The 2,341-nt window shown below is 67.6% G+C and carries 2 protein-coding genes; both read left to right on the top strand.

Translation table 11 applies throughout. The features are described 5' to 3' along the window. Nucleotides 1–156 precede the first annotated feature (156 nt). Nucleotides 157–843: a hypothetical protein gene (locus V7067_RS17435; RefSeq protein WP_334177154.1), complete on the top strand. Its 687-nt coding sequence runs from the start codon at nucleotides 157–159 to the stop codon at nucleotides 841–843. 299 nt (nucleotides 844–1,142) lie between these two features. Beyond that, nucleotides 1,143–2,341: glycosyl hydrolase family 17 protein (locus V7067_RS17440; protein ID WP_334177155.1), on the top strand; the 1,199-nt coding region annotated here is incomplete at its 3' end.

Here is a 2,341-nt window from a genome sequence, read left to right on the forward strand (position 1 = left end):
CTCCACCGGCATGAAGCGCCGTGGACAGTCAGGCGCGGTTGCGCCATCCTCCGGCCCCGATTTCGCTGTTCGCTGCCAGGCGGCACGGGACCGGGAATTGCGCCCGGCGATCCGGGTCCGCATCAACAGGCCTACTCGCCACAGGTTTCTTTATCCATGATTATGCTGCCGTTCGCGCGTCGCTGTGCCGTAGCAGCCGCCCTTCTGGCCCTGCCCCTTGCCGCCCATGCGGCCGATACGCCGGCCCAGCACAAGACGGGCACGGCCGCGCGGCCGGAAGCCGTGGCGCCAGCCGCAAAGCCGGCCCAGCCCGAGGCGAAGGCCGAGACCCCCGCTGCTGCTGCCGCCACGGCGGAAAAGCCGGCTGCCGCGGAAGCCGCCGCGCCGGCCGCAGATGCGCCGGCGGCCACCGAGGCACCGGCCGCACCGGCCCCGCAGCCAGCCGTTGCCGCGCCGCCGGCCGAGCCGGCAATCGGTGATCCGGCCCGCCCGGAATGCGCGTGGGCGGGCGAGCGCATCATCGGCCTGATGTGGCGGGATGATATCCGCACCGCCAGCGATTTTCTGGCCCTCTATGACCGCTTCCAGTGCCCGGCAGAGCGCATTCCGGTGGCTTTCCGCTGCCTGATCCGCATCGGTGTCTCGACTGATCAGGGCGATCCCGGCCTGCCGCTGCGCTCGCGCGCCTGCTGGACCGATCCGAATCTCGATGCCAGCATCTTCAAGACCCCGGCTCCGGGCGCCGACAAGGCCGCATCCGGTGACAAGGCTGCGCCGGCCGCCGGCTCCGAGGCGGCCCCCAAGACGGATGCCGCGCCCGCCGCGACCGACAAGAAGCCGTAATCCGGCTGCAGCCAGCCGGCTGCCAGAGGGCGCGCGGGGAACCTCCCCGCTGCGCCCTTATTTTTTGCGCCCGATTCTCGTGTCCGCCGACCTGCGGACGGACGGAATGTCGCTGTCCGCATCACCGCAATTTACGCGGCACAAACAAAGTTCCATCATAATCCACGTCCATCAGAACGGCCTGATATCGCACCCGGACTGTGCCCGCGCCCCGCCGGCGGGGCCGGCCCAGAGTGCAGCGCATGCAGTCGCCCCCGCGGCTGGTGCAGGCTGATCGTGGCTCGAGGAGCAATTTGCCGATGTCGATCGTCCAGACGGTCCGGCGCACGGTTCCCGTCGTAGTGGCCGCTGTAGTGCTGGCCGCGGTTGTTCATGCCGCGATCTGGCTCATCGGCGAGCAGAAGGTGTCCGCTCCCGATGTCAACGGGAAGCTGGAGAGCCTCTCCTTTGCCCCCTACAACGCAGCGGAAAACCCGGAAAAGGGCACTGTCCTCAGCCGCGAGCGGCTGAAGGAGGACATGGCAGTCGTTGCGCCCTATACCAAGGCGATCCGCACCTATGCCGCCACCGGCGGCCTTGAGCAGGTGCCGGAGATCGCCAGCGAATACGGCATCAAGGTGATGCAGGGCGCGTGGATTTCGCCCGACGAGAAGCGCAACGAGACCGAAATCCGTAATGCGCTGGAGCTTGCCCGCAAGTACAACAACGTACAGGCACTGGTCATCGGCAACGAAACCGTGCTGCGCGGCGAGAAGACCGGGCAGGAGATGGTGGAAATTCTGCGCAAAGTGCGCGCGCAGAGCAATGTTCCCGTCACCACCGGCGAGATCTGGTCCACCTGGCTCGAACACCCCGAGCTTGCCGCCAACGTCGATTTCATCGCCGCCCATATCCTGAGCTACTGGGAAGGCGTGCCGCGCGAGCAGGCGGTTCAGACCGCCATCGACGTCTACGAGAAGCTGCGCGCCGCCTTCCCCGGCAAGCACATCGTGGTGGCGGAGTTCGGCTGGCCCTCGGGCGGTTACAACATGAAGGGCGCCGAGCCCGGCCCGGTGGCGCAGGCGGAAATCCTGCGCGACTTCATCGCCCGCGCCCGCGACCACGGCATCGACTACAACATCATCGAGGCGTTCGATCAGGTCTGGAAGACCAACGAAGGCTCGGTCGGCGCCTACTGGGGTCTGTTCAATGCCGACCGCAAGCTGAAGTTCGACCTCGCCGGCGTCATCCGCGAGCCGCATAAGGAGCGCATCGTCGGCGCCGCCCTGCTGGTGGGCACACTGCTGTCGCTGATCGCCTTTGCGCTGCGTCACCCCACCTTCTGGCAGGCCTTTCTCGTGGCCGGTGCCGCGCAGGGCGTGGGGGCGTGGCTGGCCATCACCATCGCCCATCCGCTGTCGCATTATCTGGTCGTCGGCAGTGCCATCATGTGGGTGGCGGGGCTGATCCTGCTGGTGCCGCTGGCGCTGCTGTCGCTGTCGCGCATCGAGGAAATCGC

It is taken from the genome of Pseudoxanthobacter sp. (assembly GCF_036822375.1).
In the GTDB taxonomy this organism is placed as follows: domain Bacteria; phylum Pseudomonadota; class Alphaproteobacteria; order Rhizobiales; family Segnochrobactraceae; genus Pseudoxanthobacter.